The sequence below is a fragment of the Desulfuromusa kysingii genome, assembly GCF_900107645.1.
Classification (GTDB): Bacteria; Desulfobacterota; Desulfuromonadia; order Desulfuromonadales; family Geopsychrobacteraceae; genus Desulfuromusa; species Desulfuromusa kysingii.
This window is the reverse complement of sequence record NZ_FNQN01000010.1, coordinates 33,961-52,309: the sequence shown is the minus strand read 5'-3', so window position 1 is coordinate 52,309 and position 18,349 is coordinate 33,961. Positions and strand designations below refer to the sequence as shown.

General features: G+C 48.1%; 11 protein-coding genes. 1 reads left to right on the top strand and 10 read right to left on the bottom strand.

What is annotated here, in order from left to right:
- Positions 1-34 precede the first annotated feature (34 nt).
- The 9 genes from BLU87_RS14580 to BLU87_RS14540 all read right to left on the bottom strand — a co-directional run bounded on the left by BLU87_RS14580 (position 35) and on the right by BLU87_RS14540 (position 15,463).
- On the bottom strand, positions 35-976 hold the full coding sequence (locus tag BLU87_RS14580) for an MBL fold metallo-hydrolase (RefSeq protein WP_092350131.1): 942 nt from the start codon (positions 974-976) through the stop codon (positions 35-37).
- Between the two features lie 113 nt (positions 977-1,089).
- Positions 1,090-2,868: an acyl-CoA dehydrogenase family protein gene (locus BLU87_RS14575; protein WP_092350129.1), complete on the bottom strand. Its 1,779-nt coding sequence runs from the start codon at positions 2,866-2,868 to the stop codon at positions 1,090-1,092.
- A 32-nt stretch (positions 2,869-2,900) separates the two neighbouring features.
- Positions 2,901-4,073 (bottom strand): thiolase family protein, encoded by a 1,173-nt coding sequence (locus BLU87_RS14570; protein ID WP_092350127.1) that lies wholly within the window; start codon positions 4,071-4,073, stop codon positions 2,901-2,903.
- A 91-nt stretch (positions 4,074-4,164) separates the two neighbouring features.
- A complete protein-coding gene (locus BLU87_RS14565) occupies positions 4,165-6,552 on the bottom strand; it encodes a 3-hydroxyacyl-CoA dehydrogenase/enoyl-CoA hydratase family protein (RefSeq protein WP_092350125.1) in 2,388 nt (795 codons plus the stop codon).
- Positions 6,539-8,419, bottom strand: a complete 1,881-nt coding sequence (locus tag BLU87_RS14560; RefSeq protein WP_092350123.1) for an AMP-dependent synthetase/ligase — start codon at positions 8,417-8,419, stop codon at positions 6,539-6,541. The genes BLU87_RS14565 and BLU87_RS14560 overlap by 14 nt, the downstream gene beginning before the upstream one ends.
- A gap of 235 nt (positions 8,420-8,654) precedes the next feature.
- Entirely contained in the window at positions 8,655-10,988 is a 2,334-nt protein-coding gene (locus BLU87_RS14555; protein WP_092350121.1) for an efflux RND transporter permease subunit, read from the bottom strand.
- 21 nt (positions 10,989-11,009) lie between these two features.
- Complete coding sequence (locus BLU87_RS14550) at positions 11,010-11,981, bottom strand: WD40/YVTN/BNR-like repeat-containing protein (RefSeq protein WP_092350119.1); 972 nt, start codon at positions 11,979-11,981, stop codon at positions 11,010-11,012.
- A 76-nt stretch (positions 11,982-12,057) separates the two neighbouring features.
- Entirely contained in the window at positions 12,058-13,419 is a 1,362-nt protein-coding gene (locus tag BLU87_RS14545; protein WP_092350117.1) for a DUF1329 domain-containing protein, read from the bottom strand.
- 22 nt (positions 13,420-13,441) lie between these two features.
- Positions 13,442-15,463 (bottom strand): DUF1302 domain-containing protein, encoded by a 2,022-nt coding sequence (locus BLU87_RS14540; RefSeq protein WP_092350115.1) that lies wholly within the window; start codon positions 15,461-15,463, stop codon positions 13,442-13,444.
- Between the two features lie 475 nt (positions 15,464-15,938).
- On the opposite strand from BLU87_RS14540, the gene hemL reads away from it, so the two are divergent.
- Positions 15,939-17,222, top strand: coding sequence for a glutamate-1-semialdehyde 2,1-aminomutase (hemL, locus tag BLU87_RS14535; RefSeq protein ID WP_092350113.1), 1,284 nt, complete (start codon positions 15,939-15,941; stop codon positions 17,220-17,222).
- A 126-nt stretch (positions 17,223-17,348) separates the two neighbouring features.
- Here hemL and mltG read toward each other — a convergent pair whose 3' ends face one another.
- Complete coding sequence (gene mltG / locus BLU87_RS14530) at positions 17,349-18,347, bottom strand: endolytic transglycosylase MltG (RefSeq protein ID WP_092350111.1); 999 nt, start codon at positions 18,345-18,347, stop codon at positions 17,349-17,351.
- Between the last annotated feature and the right edge of the window lie 2 nt (positions 18,348-18,349).

Sequence of the window (18,349 nt, the reverse complement as noted above, 5' to 3'; positions counted from 1 at the left end):
AAAAAACTGAGTGCATGCCCCAAAACTTAGACCATCATGTGATGGCATAAGTAAAGCTATCTGCTACCTGCGGATATAGACCGATCTCAATCAGGGTTGCCTTTAACCGTTCAGGATGAGCCATAAAATCCTGTAAAAAAACAATTTCAGAGGCTTTTAGATAACTGACAAAGGGATGCTTAGTGTCATCGTTTAAATGATTAATGACAATGTCTGCGGCGTTCATGTTCAACAACAGGTTTTTAATTCGCCCTGCCCGCACCAGCAGTTTGCGGAGATAAAAAAGGAGGCAACTGTCCACGCTTTCAATAGTCTCCCGATGGCCCGGTAGGATGATTTTATCCCGCAAGGTGACCAGTTTTTTTAAACTTTCACAGTAGGCTGCATAGTTGTGAAAACGCTCTCCAGTCAACAGGTCAACGTCAAGCAACGGGGTCTGAAAAATCGCTTGTAACATCACATCCCCGGTAATCGCCCAATCTGCGGTAGTGAAAACCATATCGCTTTGAGAATGTCCAGGGCAGGACTGAGCGGTTAACCCCAGTTCTGGCGGCAATCCATCTTCAATAATCTTAAATTTTTCTGGTAATGGCGGGAAAACTGTTCCATCCCCCATATTGGCGCGAAAGCGATCTAAAAAGTCAGGTGCAAAGCCAATCTGCAAGATCAGGTCGTACATCAGCTCTAACCGCTCCGCATGCCGGGTAATTTTTAGATGATCCCGGAACGGAAGGTAGATGGTGGCATCGGTCTGCTGACTCAGCCAGTTGGCTAACCCATAGTGATCAATGTGACAATGGGTAATAATGACATGTTGCAGACGCTCAAACTGAAGATTGCTTTGCAGATATCGTTTAGCTTCATCGGATGGTGGCCCGGTATCAAAGAGAACCAGTTGGCCATTGATTTCGCTACTGTAGCAATGGACCGGGCCAACGACATAGGCGGTATTGATGGTGTGCTGTATCGGTGTCATATAATATGATTGCCTAAAACGAAACGCGGGAGCCCACAGAGAGGCTCCCCCAACACAATAAATAGTCAATGACGTTAAGAACGGGTCTCTGTCCCCGTTGCGAATGTCCAGAATCAGAAAATATACTTTTCCACCTCGATAGCTGCCTGAGCAAGGGTGCGCTTGGCTTGCAATAACCCGGTGGCGTCATATTTGGTGAAACGACGTACCCCGGAGAGGATCATGGTTAGGGTATCACCTTCCTCGACCATATAGGCGCCTTTTTTTGCAGCGCTGGCGGCGATTTCGGTGGCGTTAAAGGTGGCAACCTTGACCGCAGCACGGAGTTGCTCCTGCTTGGCCGGGCTCAGCGAGTCAATAATCTTTTCTGCCCGGAGAACCGCACTTTCCATGGCAAAAATCTGGATAGCAATGTCGGCTGCAGCCATGAGGATTTCCTGTTCATCGGCCAATTTGTCCATGTATTTCTGCACGCCAGCACCGGACAGGATCAGGAACAGGGTTTTCAGGTTTTGGATCGTGGTTTTCTCGGCAATAAAAGGGATCGAATCATCGACGTCTTCAAACGAAGGGGTCATCAATGCTTCAAATGCCTTCATGGATTCTGCCTGTAAAGGGAGTTCACCCTTCATAGCCCGTTTGAGGATCATCCCCGAGGTTAACAATCGATTGATTTCATTGGTCCCTTCAAAAATCCGATTGATCCGTTCATCCCGATAATAGCGCTCAGCAGGGTATTCGCTGCAGAACCCATAGCCGCCGTGAATCTGGACAACTTCATCGACGGTTTTGGCCAGCACATCGCTACAGAAAACCTTGGAGATACCACACTCGGGAGCATATTCCTCTATCCCTTTGAGATATTGCTCATAGTAGTCATCGGCTCCCTTTTCGATGGTTGCAAGTTTATCATCAAGGAGACCCGCCAGGCGGTAAACTAAAGATTCCGACGCATAGATCGAGGCCGTTAAATCGGCAATTTTTTCTTGTATTGCACCAAAGGAAGAGATCTGCCGACTGAACTGTTTACGTTCATTGGCGTAACGAATCCCTTCAGCGAGGGCCATTTTCGCTGCACCTGTAACCCCCGCACCAAGTTTGAACCGACCGATATTCAAGGAATTAAAGGCGATTTTATGGCCTTTGCCAATGTCTCCGAGAACGTTTTCAACAGGGACTTTGCAGTTATCAAGGATAATCTGCGTAGTTGAACTCCCTTTGATCCCCATTTTTTTCTCTTCGTTGCCAACGACCAGACCTGGGAAACTTTTTTCTACCAGAAAGGCGGTAAAGTGTTGCTTGTCAACCTTGGCAAAAATGGTAAAGAGTTCGGCAAAACCACCATTTGTAATGTACTGCTTGGTGCCATTGAGGATGTAATGTGTCCCGTCTTCGGAAAGAATGGCAGAGGATTGTGCCCCCAGGGCGTCGCTCCCCGATCCGGGCTCTGTCAGACAATATGCCGAACACCATTCACCGGTAATTATTTTTTCCAGATATTTTTTCTTCTGCTCTGCGGTTCCGTAATAGATCAGAGGCAGAGTGCCGATTCCAGTGTGGGCGGCAAAAGCGACAGAAAAGGAGCCGCTGGTGGAAATCTTTTCGCCCACCAACATGCTGGTGGCTTTGTCCAGTTCCAATCCTCCCTCTTCTTCCGGAGCATCCATCATTAACAGCCCGAGTTCACCACATTTGCGCATCCCATCGATAACGTAATCGAAGTTTTGCGCTTCAATCTCATCCTGATGGGGGATGATTTCATTCTCGACAAATTGTTCTGTTGTTTCAGCTATCTGCCGCTGCTCATCAGTAAAGTCTTCCGGAGTAAAAATATCCTGACAGTCGGTTTCGACAATTAGAAATTCGCCACCTTTCATAATTTTTCCAGCCATAATCTCACCTCCTCTTATCTAAAGAATTAAATTTAAATCTTTTCAAAAATTCCGGCAGCCCCCATACCACCGCCGATACACATAGAGACCATGCCGTAGCGCAATTCACGCCGCTGCATTTCGTGCAATAGAGTTGCTGTCAATTTCGCTCCTGTGCAACCCAGCGGATGTCCAAGGGCGATCGCGCCTCCGTTGACATTGAGGGTCTCCGTATTTAAGCCGAGTTCTCTGATAACCGCTAGCGATTGTGCTGCAAAGGCCTCATTCAGCTCAATCAGACCAATATCGCCAAGTTGCAGTCCCGCGAGTTTTAGAGCTGCAGGGATGGCCTCAATAGGGCCAATTCCCATAATTTCAGGTGGGACCCCTTTAACCGCGAAAGCAACAAAGCGGGCCAGTGGTTCACCACCGATTTGTTTGATAAAGTCTTCAGAGACCACCAGAGCTGCCGCAGCGCCATCGGTCATTTGTGACGATGACCCTGCGGTGACTGACCCCCCTTGCTTAAAAGGGGTTTTAAGTTTGGCCAACCCTTCAAGGCTAGTGTCGGCGCGAACGCCATCATCGATGTCAACAAGTTCAGTTGTTTTCTGAATCTTCCCTTTAACAATGGCGGTTTTTTCAATCTCTACAGGGATAATTTCATCACTGAAACGTCCTGCTGCGATCGCTGCAGCCGCTTTTTGATGGCTTGCGACCGAAAAAGCATCCTGATCCTGACGGCTGATTTGATATTTTTCCGCGACTAATTCAGCGGTGACTCCCATAGAGGCGAAGGTTTCAGGCCACTGTGATACCAGTCCGGGGTTGGCACTGTATTTATTGCCTCCCATAGGAACCGTGGTCATGGATTCGGTCCCTCCGGCAATGATGCAGTCGGCAAATCCTGCCATGATCCGTTCTGCTGCCAGGGCAATACTCTGTAGACCAGAAGAGCAGAAGCGGTTAATTGTCTGAGCCGGCACCTGGTAAGGGATCCCTGCTTTCAGCGCAGCGACCCGGGCAACATTCATCCCTTGTTCCCCTTCCGGAAAAGCACAGCCGAGGATCACGTCATCAATCCGCATAGGGTCAATCTTGGTCCGTTCAATCAAGCCGGCCAAGGCCGCTGCAGCCAGATCATCGGGACGCATATCTTTGAATTTGCCTTTGTTGGCGCGACAGCCAGGGGTGCGGTAGGCGGCAAGTATATAAGCTGTTTTCATCGTTTATTCTCCGTCTGTAGGAGCGCATCTGTGTGTACGCCCTTGCGTATGGCAGGACAGACACCGAAGTCTGCCCCGACAAAGATTTCATTTAATTGCGCAGCGGTTTGCCTTTTTTCAACATATGTTGAATCCGCTCGGCGGTCTTCTTATTGCCACACAATTTGAGAAACGCCTGCCGTTCCAGTTGCAGGAGATACTCTTCTGAAATCGGCGTCCCCGGAAGAACATCTCCGCCGGTAATGACATCGGCAATAACGCCACCCATTTCAGCTTCGTATGCAGTGACAAAACCACCCATCTTCATATTCCACAGCTGACTTTTGATGCTGGCAGCGATGCTCCGGCCAGGGGCGGGGACATCTTCCGCAGGTCGTTGAGGTCGATAGTTGGTTGCCAGCGCCAGAACCTTCTGTTTCGCATCAGCAAGAAGACGATCAATATCCATACTAATACTATCGCCGTTGCGCATATACCCCATTCCCTTGAGTTCAGCGGCTCCCATGGAGACTTTGGCCATGCCGATCTGCTGAAAGTTTTTGAAGATAAAGGGGGTGACATCGGTATCATATTGGTTGGCTAATTCCACAGCACGGAGACACATCTCCTTAGTCCCGCCGCCTGCTGGAATGAGCCCCACACCAATCTCAACCAGCCCCATGTAGGTTTCTGCGGAGGCGTTGATGGCATCAGCATGGAGTGAGAATTCACAACCTCCACCCAGAGCCATACCGAAAGGGGCAGCAACAACAGGGACTTTGGCGTATTTCACTGCCATGGTGGCTTTCTGGAAGGCGCGGACACTTAAATCAATATCTTCATAAGCCCCTTCAGCCAGAGCAACCGCCAACAACATCAGATTGGCACCGACCGAAAAATTGCTCCCTTGATTGCCGATCACTAGCCCAACACCCTCTTCTTCCGCCCGTTTTATGGCCTTGTGGGTCATGGCCAGAATGTCACCACTGATAGAGTTCATCTTCGAATGAAATTCCATCCCGAAGACACCATCGCCCAGATCGACCACTGAACAGTTTGCCGTTTTCTCTACCACTCCCGAGGTTTTCTTAAGAATTTGCAGATTGATCTGCCCCTCTTTTTGCGCCATCAGATGGTAGTTTTTTGCTTGTAAGTCGTAGTATTCCTGCTGTCCGGAATCGTTGTAGCGGTAGAAGCTGGTGACCCCTTTCAAGCTTTCAGGAACCGCGACGCCATCTTTTTCTGCCCGTTTGACAAAACTTTCAACACCAATGGCGTCAAGCATTTCAAAGGGACCGATTTCCCAGTTGAAGCCCCACTTCATGCCATTATCGATATTGACAATGTCGTCAGCAATTTCAGGGATACGGTTGACGGTATAGATCAGTGAATCACGCAAGGAACGCCAGGCAAACTCAGCCCCTTTGTCCTTGCCATTGACCACCATCTTCACCTTTTGCGCCGGATCATCAACCATCTTGACGGCGACGACGGATGGGAATTTCGGTTTTTCTGCAAGTTTATATTCACCGCTGGTGTAATCGTAGTAATAGATCTGTCGCTGACCGTCACGTTGCTCTTTCTTGTAAAAGCCCTTTTTGCTTTTATTTCCATGCAGTCCTGTGTCCACCATCTGTTGCATAAATTCAGGAATCTGGAAGGTTTCACGACATTCATCGTCAGGAAGTAACTCATAAGTGTTTTTACAGATGTGCACCAAAGTGTCGATGCCGACCAGATCACTGGTGCGGAAGGCAGCAGATCCCGGTCTGGCCGTAGCTGGTCCAGCGACACTGTCGACCTCTTCAACCGTCATCTCCAGATCGAGCATGTGTTTAATGCCATTGAAAATGGAGAAAACCCCAATCCGGTTGGCGATAAAGTTGGGGGTGTCTTTAGCGTAGACAATCCCCTTACCCAGTTTGCGGCTGATGAAATCGGCCAACTCAGAGACAATAGCCGGATCGGTATATTGGCTGGGGACAATTTCCAGTAAACGCATGTAACGCGGAGGATTAAAAAAGTGGGTGACAAGAAAATTCTTCCGCATCTCTGCAGGGAGAACTTCGGCCATTTCATTCACCGAAAGACCGCTGGTGTTGGTTGAAAGGATGGCCCCAGCCGCTAAATTCGGAACCAATTTTGACAGCAGATCTTTTTTGATCGGCATGTGCTCAATAACAACCTCAATAACCCAGTCACAGTCCTTCAGCTTTGCCAGATCATCATCCAGATTTCCGGTGCTGATCTGTTTCGCGTATTGCTGTAGATAAAACGGTGCTGGCTTCATTTTTAACAGTTGTGCCAGACCGGCATTGGCGATGCGGTTACGGACTTGGGGGGATTGCAGGTTCAGCCCCTGTGCTTCCTCTTCGCTGGTGAGTTCTCGCGGGACGATATCCAACATCAGAACTTCCAGACCCGCATTGGCAAGATGGGCCGCGATAGTGGCGCCCATAACGCCGGCCCCAAGCACGGCAACACGATTAATTTGCCTCATTTTTTCCTCCATTTTCAGATTGTGGCTGGGAGTTTTGCCCCTCACCATTGTGCTGATAGAGTTGTTCGATTTTATCTTTATAGGTTTTATAGATCTCTTTGCGTTTCAGTTTCATCGTCGGGGTTAATTCCCCACCCTCTGTCGAAAATTCACGGGGGAGCAAGATGAATTTTTTGATCGTCTGATAGGACGCAAGGTTTTTATTGAATAGCGCTATCCGTTCAGCAAACAGTTGTTTCACCTGTTCATTAGCGACTAAATCGTCAACACTGAGATAGTTGATGTGTTTTTCGTGCCCGAATTCAATCAGTCGTTCAAAATTCGGGGTTAATATCGCGATCAAGTAGGGTTTAGTGTCCCCATGGATATAGGCTTGAGAAATATATTTGTCGAGCTTTAAAGTGTTTTCCAGAGGTTGAGGGGCGATATTTTTCCCCCCAGCAGTGACAATAATCTCCTTTTTCCGATCAACAATATAAACATAACCCTGTTCATCAATATGGGCGATATCTCCAGTTTTAAACCAGCCGTCGACAAATGCGTTAGCGGTCGCTTTTTGGTCCTGATAATACCCGCGCATCACTGCCGACCCTTTGACCAGCAGTTCACCATCCTCTAACAGTTTAAACTCGGTGTCACCCAACGCTTTGCCGACAGAGCCAAAACGATTTTCATGCAGACTGTTCAAGGCAATCGCAGGGCTGGTTTCGGTCAGACCGTAGCCTTCAAAAACCGGAATACCGATAATCCACATAAATTCATTGATGGTTTTATCTAGAGGGGCACCCCCACAAATAAAGAATTTCAGCTGGCCACCAAAACGGGAACGAATTTTACGAAAGACCAACCGATCATATATCTTGTATTTGAGGCCGAGGAGTCCTATGGATTGGTGCCGAATATATTTGGCGTGGATATATTTGTGTCCTGTGGCGATGGCACTATGAAAAAGTTGCCGTTTAACCGGGCCCAACAGGTGGATATTTTCATAAATCCGCGAATAAATTTTTTCAAATAGGCGCGGGACACTGATCATGGCTGAGGGTTTGACCTCAAGGATGTTTTCAACCACTTTATTCACATCTTCAGCAAAAGCGATATGCCCGCCACCCATCAACACAGCATAGTATCCAGCGGTCCGTTCCAGAACATGGCTCAAAGGGAGAAAACTTAAAAACGTTCCGGTCATTTGTGCTTCACCTGCCCGCTGGATACCATCCCATGCGTTGATTGCCATGTTATGCTGGGTCAACATCACCCCTTTGGGGATTCCTGTGGTTCCAGAGGTGTAAATAACAGTGATTAGGTCGGTTGAATCAATCGACGCTATCTGCTCTTCAATCTGTTGTTTTTCTTTATCTTGGATAGGATAAGAAATTTCAGACAGCTGGTAAAGAGTATGGACTGGCAGATTTCGCTCCCCAAGAAAACGCTCAAACGAGAAAACCATCTCCACTTGGGGAATTTGATCGCGGACGGCAAGCAGTTTTTCGTATTGGCTGCGATCAGAAACAAAAACGATTTTAGAGCCACTATGGTTAATAACATATGCAGCCTGCACCCCGGTATTGGTCGCGTAGACTGGAACGCTGATCCCGAGAGCGGCTTGAATCCCCATATCTGCGATAACCCAGCCGGCCCGGTTTTCAGAAAAAATCGCCACCCTGTCACCAGCTTGCATCCCCGCTTTACGCAACCCGCGGGCTGTCATTAGAATCCGGGAATAGAACTGTTGATAGTTCAGAGTGATGTATCCGCCCCCTTTTTTAAAACTGATCGCTGGCCGGTCAGCATATTTTTCTGCGTTGACCTGCATCATTTGCGGAATGGATCGATAGGGAAGTTTTTTGGCTCTGGCTTCAGTCATCGTCATTTCCCTTTTAACCAGGTTAGGTCAATTAATGATAATGTCTTTTCGACTATCTGCAACCCAAGCTGCGATTAAGATTTATTTTAAAGATAGAGTCTATATTCTACTTACTTTTACGTTCGGGTCAACCTAAAATATAAAATTGTTCTATTTTTGAAGCTATGGAGAAGAGAGTCGTTCTTGGGCCATCTGTTGACAGATGGCCCTAAGTAAAAAGGTGCTGATACAAGGGTTATTTCGAGAAGATATTTCTCGATTTTGGCAGTAAAAAGCAGGCTAAGGCGGGAAGCAGCAAGATAGCTCCAAGCATGTTGACCAGAAACATAAAGGTCAGCAGGATTCCCATATCGGCTTGAAATTTAAGTGGTGAAAAAATCCAGGTCGCAACGCCGATAGCGAGGGTTACCCCGGTAAACACAACCCCGTTTCCAGTAATCGCCAAGGTGTGCAAGTAGGCTTCCTGCAAAGTCTGACCTTTGCGCAAGTAGCTGCGTAAACGGCTAAAAATATAGATACCGTAATCAACCCCAACCCCAACCCCCAAAGCAACAACCGGGAGAGTGGAGACTTTTAAGCCAATCTCCAGAATACTCATCAAGGCATAGGCCAGCAGAGATACCAGCGCCAAAGGTAAGATGATACAAAGGACCGCCCTTATGGAACGGAACTCATAGAAGCAAAGGAGGGTCACAGCACCAAAAACATAGAGGAGGATGGGAAACTGTGCAGCGGAGACTTCTTCATTGGTTGCTGCCATCACCCCGACATTACCGGAAGCCAGTCTGAAGGTGACATTCTCAGAAACATGCTGTTCACGGTAACTTTTGACTTCTGCAACAATATTGGCGATGGTTTCTGCTTTGTGGTCTTTCGTGAAGATGGCCACCGGCATAACACTGCAATCGGAGTTCAACAAACCGCTACTGGTTGGGATATAACCAACGGCCTGAACCATGGTTGCTTGATTCCGTGGCAAAACCTGCCACTTTAAGCTCCCCTCATTCCATCCGGCATTAATAATTTTGGCAATACCGGGAAGTCCGATGACCGACTGGACACCATCAACATTGTTCATATGCCAGGCAAAGCGATCAATAGCGGTCATAATATCGTAATCAATACAGCCGTCTGGTTTGGTTTCAACAATGACGGTAATCAGATCGACACCGATAGAAAAGTTTTCAGTGATGACCTTACTATCCTGGTTATAACGGGAATCGGTCCGCAACTCAGGGACGCCGCGGTGCATGTCTCCCATCTTGATATCGGACCCTTTCCAGAGGCCAAAACCGAGAAGAATGATGGCGATCGCGATAATGACTGTCGCAAACTTGGGTTCTGCGGCCCGTTCAAAGAAATTCCAGATCGGTTTCAGCGTTCGGGTCTGCTCATCGACCCGGCGTTTGTAACGGCGCCCGGTTTTGACATAAGAGAGGAGGATTGGCAGCAGGATCAGATTGCTGAGAATAATGACAGCAACACCTAAGCTTGCAGTAATCGCCATCTCCTGGATGACCTGGATTTCAATCAACTGAATCGTAATGAAACCAATGGTATCGCTGGCCAGAGCGATAAAGCCGGGAATCAGCAGTTGCCGAAAGCAGGCTTTGGCCGCTTCCAGACGGTCTGCTCCAGCACGCACTTCAGCAGTGTTGGCTGTGATCATCTGTACTGCGTGACTGACCCCGATTGCAAAAATCAGAAACGGCACCAACAATCCCATCGGATCGATACCATAACCGAGAATTGGTAAGAGCCCCAGTTGCCAGATAACTGCAATCAAGGAGCAACCTATGGGAATCAGGGTGAGGATGAAAGAGCGGGTGTAGAGGAAAACCAGCAAACTGGTGATCGCAAAGGCAATGCAGAAAAACAGGATAACCCGTTGTGCCCCATCGGCAATATCACCAATGACCTTGGCAAAGCCAATGATATGAACGCTGACCTGATCGCTCTGATACTTATCCCTTATCCGTTCTTCAAGCAGATGTGAGACCTTGATCAGGTCGAGCTTTTCACCGGTTGCCGGATCGACATCCAGCAATTGTGCACTGATTGCCGCCCCGCTAAAGTCATTGGCGACCAGGCGTCCGAGAATCCCCGCTTTGAGGATATTTTTGCGGACTTTCTCCAACCCCTCTGAGGTCGGCTCAAAGTCTGCAGGAACAACATTGCCTCCAGAGATGCCATCCTCAACGACTTCGGTAAAACGGACGTTGGGAGTAAACAATGATGTCACCTGGGCACGATCGACTCCAGGGATAAAGAAGACATCATCTGTGGCATTTTGCAAGGTGGTGAAGAATTCGGGGGTGAAAATATCCCCCTGCTTGGACATCAGTGCAATCAAAATCCGGTTGGCACCGCCAAACTCCTTGCGGTGTTCAACGTAGGTTTGCATATACTCGTGTTCAAGCGGCAGCAGTTTGTTGAAGCCCGCGTCGATGCGCAGGCTGGTGAGAGAATAAGACATAAGCAGGGTGACCAGGATAAAAAAGCCCAGCAAAATACGCCGATTGTTAAAAATGAGCTTTTCAAGCCCCGTTCTGAAGGCATTCAGTTTCATCTAAATCTCCTGCTTTTTCCGCTACTTAATCATAAAAATTTGTTGGGAAAGCTTGGTTACACCAAAATTACCGATTGCGATAATAGTCTCGTCTGCTGCTTGTAATAATTGACTGAAGCCTTTGCGCTCCGGATCTTGATGGAGAGCAAAGGTAGAGCCATTGTCGTGACTGGTTAAAATCACCCCGGCGAGACCGGTTATGACGATGGAGCCATCGTCAAGCCGGATGCCACTGGTTAAACTCGCCTCTGTGCCTGTGGTCGTAGTCGACCAGGTTTCCCCGGCGTCATCAGAGAGAAACAGATGTCCACGCAGGCCGAATAACAGGAGTCGGTTATGCTCGGCAGGGAAGATCGCAAAAAAGGATCCCTGATAGTCAGGGTCCAGCAGCGTCCAGTTTTGCCCCTGATCATCGGAGCGATAGGCAAAACCGGCTTCAGCTGCAATAAACAGCTGGTCTCCGACTGCAACGATCTGGTTTAAATGGAAATCATCCTCACTGATCCAGCGCCCCTCCCAACTGCTGCCAGCATCAAAAGACTCCAGGAATTGTCCATATGCACCAATGGCATAGCCGTGGTTGTCATCAAGAAAAAGGATGTCTAACAAAGGGCTTTGGGCTTCCGGATTTTCATAAACAAGCTTCCAGCTGCTGCCACCGTCTCTGGTTCGCAGGATAACCTGATCATGACCGACCACCCAACCATTTTGACGATCAATAAAATAGACCGCGGTCAAGGTGGCACGTGTCGGGACCTGACATTGCATCCAACTGCTGCCATTGTCTTCACTGATGAGAATATGGCCACGCTCACCAACGACGACCAGGGTATCGTCGATGCGTTGACCATCAAGCAGCAATGACTGGGTTGCCAGTGGAGCAATCACTGCGGTATCAGCGCTAATAACTGGGGAAGCACTATAGAAAATGACCAGCAGGCTGACGCTGATAGCGAGGGCAAGGTCGCTGAATTGTGCAAAAATTTTTATCATATCCAACACTCAGAAAAGGCATAAAAAATGGCCGAGCCGTTGCCGACTCGGCCAAGACTAAATGGTTGAAGACCTATTAACGACGGCCAGCCCGACGCAAAGCCCCGGGAGAATAGTCCTGATCGGTCCGTTTGATACTAAAATCGTACATTTCCGCTTCATTGTCCAGCCCAAGAGCCAGATAGCGTCCAGATTGCAGGTCGTAATGGGTTTCTAGCGTTGTCCAGAAGGTTGGAACTTCGTAGTAATTGATGGAATGACCTTCAGAAACCCGCCACAGTTGGTCACGGTTATCGTAATGTTCGGCAACCATAATCTGCCAGGAGTCTTCATCAATATAGAAAACTCGCTTTTTATAGAGGTGACGGGCCCCTTCACGCAACGTGGCTTCAATCACCCAAACCCGATGGAGTTCATAGCGTAAATAATCCGGGTTTGCATGTAATGGGGTGAGGATATCTTTATACTTCAATTTATCGCTGTGAAGCAGGTAGTTATTGTAAGGAATATAGAGTTCTTTTTTGCCAATCAACTTCCAGTTGTAGCGGTCAGGTGCGCCATTGAACATGTCAAATTGATCCGCCGTCCGCAAGCTGTCCGCAGCTGTCCCCGGGTTGTCGTAAGCAACATTCGGAGCTCTGCGAACCCGCCGTTGACCAGGATTGTATACCCAGGCAGCACGTGGTTCAGTGACTTGATTCATGGTTTCATGAACCAGCAAGACATTACCTGCCAACCGCGCTGGTGCTGTCACCTCTTGACGAAACATCAGAATCCGGTTTTTTAATTCTTCTTCAGTCATCCCTTCTTGTGAATAACTCAGGCTGAACTCATCATCAAACTTAACCAGGGTATAACTTCCACCACGGGTCATCGGTGCCTGGGCAATTTTACGTGACGCGGCATCACCCCGATAACGCAGCATGTGGTTCCAGAGAACCTCAATCCCGGATTCAGGAATGGGAAAGGGGATGCCGTTCACGGTACCTTTGACTCCATCACCACCATTAATCAGTTCGGCGGTTTGGGAGACTTTTTTGGTCATGTCATAGATGCGTTGTGGCGATGAGGCGCTACGATGTGTTGGGTAGATGTTCATCTTGAAGCTATCGTAGGTTTTAAGCATGGCCTGATGTCCGGCGGTCAACCTGTTCTTATACTGATCCATGTTGGCAGCAGTAATGGTCACCAGAACTTTATCATCAGCATAGGGGTCAGGGTGATGCATCCCCTTGGTATAACCTTCAGGTGGAGTGGTGATGCCACCGTCCCAGGCGGGAATGGAACCATCCGAGTTTCCCGCTTTTTCAGCGCCGACCGGAGTCAGGTCTTTACCCAGACGGGCGGCTTCATCAGCAGTAATGGCGGCAAAAGAAAGCCCTGCCAATGCCGTGATCAGTAATAGGGCAAAGGCCCCAGCTAATGCGTTTTTCAGCATAATATTTGCTCCCTGTATCAATTTAGAATGAATATTTGATGTTAAATGCCAAGAAATCCCGATCATTGATCAGATTATATCGGCCTGCACCAAAAAAATCGGTATAGCTCAAATCAGCAGTCCACTGATTTTGATAGTTAGCTTCGAGCCCTAAAGTGACAGTCTTCCGACCATCAATGAAATTACCACCGGGGCCAGGGGTGGTACCGTTGACATCATGGGCCCAGGCAACCCGCGGTGACAGAGTGACAGCGCCGATAGCGTTGTTGAAGTCGAGCTTGGCAACCAGACGGTAGCCCCAGGAAGTGGCATCGGCAAAAGCTGATGAGGATTCAGTTTCATCATAGTGGGAGCTTGCAAGAAGCGCATTACCACTGATTGGGGTTCCTACTCCATCCATACGTAAATCGTCTTTATCCGGCATCCCATGAACATGCGTCAAGCCAACTTCCCCAACCAGGACAAATTGATCAGCGCCAAAAGTGGGACCGAGAAGTTTGGTTGCTGTTATCTGGGCCTGAGTGACGTCCAGGCGTTTGTACCCCTGAATATAATATTCATACTGTCCCGTCGCATCGTAAATTTGGTTGTATGTTGCCAATCCCGGACTTATCGGCCCAAGGGCCGCAAAGATAAGCTCAATATCATCCATCTGCAAGGGAACATCCAATCTGTGGGACACTTCTCCCTGCAGGGCAATACCACTGGCAGGCAAGGTGGTGTTAAAGCTGACCCCAAACAGTTGAATGTCTTCAGGGTACTCAATCATGTATTCGGCGGTCTGGGCATATTCATTGACCGCATATGCAGAGGCTAAGGCACTTCCCCCTGCGGTTGCTGCATTTATGGCACCGGTCGCAATAGCTTGAGCTTCAGCGACATCAAGACCACCCGTTACGCCAGTTGTTGTTCCAGCCGTTACCCCCGCAGTTATGGCAGCTGTTGCCGACGTAGGGTCTTGAGGATCGTAGAGTGCCGCAAATGTTCCAGCAGCCGTAGCTGCTGTTGTCGCTTTAAGCGCACCAACTGCAGAACCAGTTCTCGCGCTGAGAACTGGAAGGCGACTATGGTAGTTCATGTAATAAAAACCGAATTCAGTATCATTCAGGTTGGCGGCATAGACACGCATGGCGACACCATATTGACCATCATCATCGGCGTAGACATTTGATCCACGGGGGACCATATTAAATCTTTCATCTGAATCTTCGTACAATGCCCCTGTCCAACTTTCACCTTGATCGGACCACTGCCCAAAACCGAGCATAACCTGATCGCCACCCTCACCAGCGAAATCATTCGTGCTCCAGTAAGAGCCTGGCGGATCAATCTTCACCTCTTGCCAATCGTACTGGTAAAAACCTTCAAAAGTTATATTTTCCGTTGGGCTGATAGAGGCAGACACCATGCCGACAGGGATTAAGCCTTCCTTCAACTCCGCCCCGGCAACGCGTAGCTTGCTGACATCGAAAGGGTTGATGACATTGATACCATTTTGGATAAAAGTACTTTCTCCCCAGCTCAAAACCTGGCTACCAACGCGAATCTGGGCCGGCATTTGCGCAACATCAAAATCCCAGGTGATGTAGGCATCAAGAAGTTCAGCGTCTTTGCCGACCATATCCAAAGTTTCGTCGCTAAGATCGGTTCTGGCACGGTCACCATCATTGTTTTCAAAATCATAAAAAGCGCTACCGCGCACGAAAAGACCAAAACTTTTATACTGAAGACCAAGTTCACTAGTAATTTTTGCAGTATTGTTGATCAGATCCCCTTTATCATAATTAAGATCGCCATCATCAAAGTTCAGGGAATAGGCATTCCCACCATTGGCAACACCTATCAAGTCGGAATCCTGATCGGCCATCCGCCAGGCAAGACCATAAGAGAGGGTCGAGTCAAAGCTACCGGTGAGATCTCCAGATCCAAACTGAAAGGCAAAAGATGGTGCTACAAAGGTAGCAGTCAATACCAAAGCCAGCAGGGTTAGGCAAGTGCTTCGTACCCTTAATTTAAATTTTATTTTCTTCATTCTGATTCCCATGTGTCCTCCTTGGAGCGCGTGATTTAATCAACAACCTCAGTAAACAAGTCAACTCGTCGGCATTGCGTAGAAAAAATCAACAGAAATCGATATGGGGTTCATAGCAAGTTCTGTCTGCCGATTTATGAATTTTTTGTCGATACTAGCTCCGACCTGTCTTGATCGCAAGAATAAAAAGGTGTTTTGAGCATTTCCAAAACGTATTTATTCTTCTCTTGGTAAATTTTATCCTTTTGTTTCAAGGAGAATCGCTGATTTGTTTTTAAGAAACATGATATCAATCTCTTTTTATCGTACCTTTACGCGAAGGTCAATCTTATTTTATAACACTGTTCGTTTTTCGCGCCTAGAGCTGAGAGACAATAACAAACATTCTATTCATTTTTGCGAGTGGCGTATCTATGCTATATAATGACTTGTTTGTAAATATCGATATTCCTTTTAACCGCTTCTTTCAAAGGAGTCAGCAACCGCTATGAATCATACAAAATCTGAAGAGTTATTTGTCAAGGCAAAAGCGATTATACCCGGTGGAGTGAACAGCCCTGTCCGGGCTTTTAAATCGGCAGGCTGCAATCCAATTTTTATTGCTAAAGCCGCTGGAAGCAAGATTTACGATGTCGATGGCAATGAATATATCGACTACGTTGGATCGTGGGGACCGATGATACTGGGGCACTGTCACCCCAAGGTTGTGGAAGCGATTCAAAAGACCGCAGCAAGTGGTGCTTCTTTTGGAGCCCCAACACCATTAGAAACCGAACTTGCTGAGATCGTATGTGAGGCTTATCCGAATATCGAAAAAGTACGCATGGTTTCATCGGGGACCGAAGCAACCATGAGTGCCATCCGCTTGGCGCGTGGTTATACCGGTCGCGATAAAATCCTCAAGTTTGATGGCTGTTATCACGGTCATGCGGATTCCCTCCTGGTTAAAGCCGGCAGTGGCTTAGCAACATTTGGGGTACCAACCTCACCAGGGGTTCCTGCGGATTTTGCCAAATATACCTTAACGGCAAACTACAATGATCTGGCTAATGTTCAGGAGCTCGTCGCTGCCAACAAAGGAGAAATTGCTTGTATTATCCTGGAAGCGGTTGCTGGAAATATGGGCTGCGTCCCTCCGGTTAAAGGCTTCCTTCAGGAGTTGCGGGATCTCTGTACTGCTGAGGGGATCATTTTGATCATTGACGAAGTGATGACTGGATTCCGGGTCGCATACGGTGGAGCACAGGAACGCTTTGGCGTGCGTGGTGACTTGGTCTGTCTCGGTAAAATCATCGGTGGTGGATTACCTGTAGGGGCCTTTGGTGGCAAGCGCGAAATCATGGATAGCCTTTCACCGGAAGGTGGCGTTTATCAGGCAGGGACGCTATCGGGTAACCCTCTAGCGATGAGCGCAGGGATTGCGACGTTGAAACTTCTCCAGCAAGAAGGCTTTTATCAGCAGTTAGAGGAGAAAGCTGCTTACCTGGAAAAAGGGGTACAGCAGGTCGCAGGTAACAGTCCGATTGCAACATGCTGGCAGCGCGTCGGCGGCATGTTCTGTACCTACTTTCAAGAGGGACCGGTCAATAACTTTGACGCTGCATTGGCAAGTGATACTGAGGCCTTTGGTCGTTACTTCCGGAGTATGCTAGATCAAGGGATAAATCTGGCCCCAGCACAATTTGAAGCTGGATTTATAAGCATTTCGCACTCAAAGGAAGATCTGGATAAAACTATCGCTGCACTAGAAAAAGCGTTAGCTACGGTTTAAGAATATCCGGTGGGGCAGGTTTTCATTACCTGCCTCACCTCCCGATACAGATATTAATCATACTGACATTTCCCCTCAACTCGCTTACATCCCCCTTCTCCCGACTGAAGAAGGATTCAACCTACATTATTTCCGTTTGCGCAATTGATACTTCCGTACCGCAGCATTATGTTCCTTGAGTGTTTTTGAAAACTGGTGACTCCCATCGCCTCTGGCGACAAAATAAAGCAGTTGTGTGATTGCTGGGTGCGCTGCGGCATCAAGGGCCGAAAGTCCAGGATTGGCAATCGGTCCCGGCGGTAGCCCTTTGGTCGTATAAGTATTGTAGGGGGTTGGTGTTTTCAGATGCTTACGGGTGATGTTGCCATCGAAGTCATCAATCCCATAGATGACTGTAGGATCTGTCTGTAGTGGAATATTGCCTCTGAGCCGGTTGTGAAAAACCGAGGAGATCAAAGGCATCTCGGTAACGATTCCCGTCTCCTTTTCAATGATCGACGCTAAGGTGACCCACTGATGCTGGCTTAGTCCTAATTTTGCAATATCCGCCTTGAATTTTGATCCAGTGTGATCAAAAAACTGGGAGACCATCATCGTCAACAGCGCCTTTTCATCAATCCCCGGTGCAAACAGATAGGTTTCAGGGAACAGATACCCTTCCAGACTATTGGCTTCAATCCCTAAAGATTGAATAAATCCTTTGTCTGTCGCCAGCCTCTGCAGGCGTTCACTTTGACCGAAACCCTTTTCTGCAATTCTGGCGATGACCTGCTTCAGAGTAAACCCTTCAGGGACTGTCAGGCTGACTTTTTCAACATCTCCTTGAACCAGACGATCAAGAACTTTTTCCGCAGATGCCGGATTTTTAAAAACATAGTGCCCTGCTTGAATCTGACCCGTCTGTTGTTTCCAGCGAGCTAGCAATTTGACAGCCAAGGCATTACGAACCACCCCTGTCTTTTGCAGACTTGCGGCAACCTGATTGAGACCAGTGCCCGGTTGAATTTCGAACTGGACGGGACTTTCCGGGGTCTTAGGGCTGAAAAGGAGAGCATAGGAGACGAAGGCAACGACAGGAATAAGGAGAATGAGGAGACTAACAAAGGATAAGAGATATCGACGCATAG

Excerpts from the sequence above, each read along its gene's own strand:
- BLU87_RS14550 (WP_092350119.1), bottom strand. The coding sequence starts at position 11,981 with ATGATAAAAATTTTTGCACAATTCAGCGACCTTGCCCTCGCTATCAGC.
- mltG (WP_092350111.1), bottom strand. The coding sequence starts at position 18,347 with ATGCGTCGATATCTCTTATCCTTTGTTAGTCTCCTCATTCTCCTTATT.
- BLU87_RS14575 (WP_092350129.1), bottom strand. The coding sequence starts at position 2,868 with ATGGCTGGAAAAATTATGAAAGGTGGCGAATTTCTAATTGTCGAAACC.
- BLU87_RS14570 (WP_092350127.1), bottom strand. The coding sequence starts at position 4,073 with ATGAAAACAGCTTATATACTTGCCGCCTACCGCACCCCTGGCTGTCGC.
- BLU87_RS14565 (WP_092350125.1), bottom strand. The coding sequence starts at position 6,552 with ATGAGGCAAATTAATCGTGTTGCCGTGCTTGGGGCCGGCGTTATGGGC.
- hemL (WP_092350113.1), top strand. The coding sequence starts at position 15,939 with ATGAATCATACAAAATCTGAAGAGTTATTTGTCAAGGCAAAAGCGATT.
- BLU87_RS14580 (WP_092350131.1), bottom strand. The coding sequence starts at position 976 with ATGACACCGATACAGCACACCATCAATACCGCCTATGTCGTTGGCCCG.
- BLU87_RS14560 (WP_092350123.1), bottom strand. The coding sequence starts at position 8,419 with ATGACTGAAGCCAGAGCCAAAAAACTTCCCTATCGATCCATTCCGCAA.
- BLU87_RS14540 (WP_092350115.1), bottom strand. The coding sequence starts at position 15,463 with ATGGGAATCAGAATGAAGAAAATAAAATTTAAATTAAGGGTACGAAGC.
- BLU87_RS14555 (WP_092350121.1), bottom strand. The coding sequence starts at position 10,988 with ATGAAACTGAATGCCTTCAGAACGGGGCTTGAAAAGCTCATTTTTAAC.
- BLU87_RS14545 (WP_092350117.1), bottom strand. The coding sequence starts at position 13,419 with ATGCTGAAAAACGCATTAGCTGGGGCCTTTGCCCTATTACTGATCACG.